The 2141-nt window shown below is 75.0% G+C and carries 1 protein-coding gene and 1 pseudogene; both read right to left on the minus strand.

The features are described from left to right. Positions 1–1021: serine/threonine-protein kinase (locus ABZV94_RS41395; protein ID WP_356350238.1), on the minus strand; the 1021-nt coding region annotated here is incomplete at its 3' end. Between the two features lie 106 nt (positions 1022–1127). Then, a pseudogene (locus ABZV94_RS41400) lies at positions 1128–2141 on the minus strand (serine/threonine protein kinase); the annotation flags it as partial.

Below are 2141 nucleotides of genomic sequence, written 5' to 3' on the forward strand. Positions count from 1 at the left end.
AGCGCGCCGGGGGCGGTTCGAGCGGCGGCCGGACCGGGGTGGCCGGCAGCGGTCCGCCGTGGGACGGGTCCCACGGCGCCGGCCCGTGCGGTGTCGTGGACCTCGGCGCGAGGCTCCCGCCGATCCGGTGGATGAGCCCGCCGCCGTGCGCTCCGGCCGCGCCCGGATCGCCCGGCGCGGGCGGCGTCCGGCCGGTCTCCAGATACGTCCACAGCATCCGCTCGGCATCCGCGGCGCCCAGCCGCCGGTCCGGGTCGCGCTCCAGCAGTCCGAGGACGACGGGCAGCAGCGGCTCGGCCTCGGCCGGCGGGCGGATGTCGTCGGAGACGACCGCGTGGAGGATGCCGCCGAGCGAGTCGCGGCGGAACGGCGACTCGCCGCTGAGCACCGTGCACAGCAGCGCGCCCAGCGACCACAGATCGGACTCCGGACCGGTGCGCAGCCCGGACATCCGCTCCGGGGCGGTGTACTCGGGCGAGCCTACGAACGAGCCGGTCTCGGTGAGCGTCGTGGCGCCCTCGACCTGTGCGATGCCGAAGTCGGTGAGGACGACCCGGTCGGTGCCCGACTCGATCAGGACGTTGGCGGGCTTGATGTCCCGGTGCAGCACCCCCGCCTCGTGTGCGGTGCGCACCGCGCTCAGCAGGGCGATGCCGATCCGCGCGGCCTCGACGGCGTCGACCGGTCCGTGCCGGTCGATCCGGTCGGCGAGGGAACCTCCGTCGATCAACTCCATGACGAGACAGGGCCGTTCGTCCTGCTCCACCACGTCGTGCACGACGATGATGTGCGGGTGCCGTAACTGGCAGACCGCGCGCGCCTCCCGGAGCGTGCGGTCACGGCGGCGGCGCGCGTCGTCGTCCGGGAGCGCGTCGTCGGGCAGGAGCTCCTTGACCGCCACCTGACGGCCCAGCACCTGGTCGCTCGCCCGCCACACGACGCCCATGCCGCCGCGCCCGATGCGTTCCTCCAGGCGGTAACGGCCCGCGATCAGCCGGAAGCCGGCTCCCTCGGTCCCCATGCGCCCATCATGCCGCACGGGACCCGTGCCCCCCGGGACACCGACCGGCCAAGACACACCGGTCGGCCTGCCAATTTCAGCCGACTCGGCGGGCGCCGGGGCCTGTTCAGCCCCCGTCCGGCTGCTGCCAGCCGCGCAGCACCCAGGTGAACTGCTTGCTGGTCGTGGCCCAGTCCTCGGCCGGCGAGGACATGTAGAGGGCGTACTCGGTGCCCTGGCGCGAGAAGTACGTCTCCTCGACCGCGTGCCGCGGCCCGGGGACGTACGGCGGGTCCTTCTTCAGCGCGGTCCAGGTGTACTCCCACCGGGCGCCCTTGCGGTCGCGGTAGATGTTCTCCTTCATCGTGACGCGCCGGTAGTCGACCAGCCGCTGGAGCTGCTGCTCCAGGTCCTGCTGGTGGGAGAGGGGGTCGGCGAAGTCCGGTGAGCCGTCGATGGCGATGCGGACGAAGTGCTTGCCGTCGTCGGGCGTGTAGTCGATCTGCTTGAGGTCGCCCTGGATGCCGTACACCTTGCGCTTCCAGCCCTTGGGCAGGGAGAGGCTGAAGCCCAGCGGGTCGTGGTACGTCCTCCAGCCCGCCGGGATCGCGCCGTCGGACCCGGCCGTCGCGCTGTCGGCGGGCGCCGGGCTCACGTCACCGCTCGCCCCGGTGTCCCGCCCGCCCCACTGCTGGATCGCCACCGCCCCGGCGCCGCCCAGCACCGCGGCCAGGGCGACGACCAGCGCGAGGGTGCGCAGCCGCCGACGGGGCCGGGCGGGTGCCGGTCCCCGGACCGTGAACGCGCCGACGGAATGCGGGTCGGATGCCGGCGCGGGCGATCCTGCCCCGTACGCGGAGGCGGTTCCGGAACCGTACGGGGCCGTCGCACCACCGGAGCGGTAGCCCTGGCCGGAGGAGTTCGGTCCGTAGCCCTCGCTCGGCGTACCCGAGCCGTAGCCGGGAGCCGGTGCCCCGGAGCCGTAGCCGGTGGCCGGTGTCCCGGAGCCGTAGCCCTGCCCCGCCTCGCCCGGTCCGTAGCCGGTGGCCGAGGTCCCGGAGTCGTAGCCCCCGCCCGCCGGGCCGCCGCCGTGGGCGGGGCCGGGCGGGGGCGTGCCCGGGCCCTGGCGGCGGTCGGTGGC

The sequence above is a fragment of the Streptomyces sp. NPDC004658 genome (genome assembly GCF_040609555.1).
Classification (GTDB): domain Bacteria; phylum Actinomycetota; class Actinomycetes; order Streptomycetales; family Streptomycetaceae; genus Streptomyces.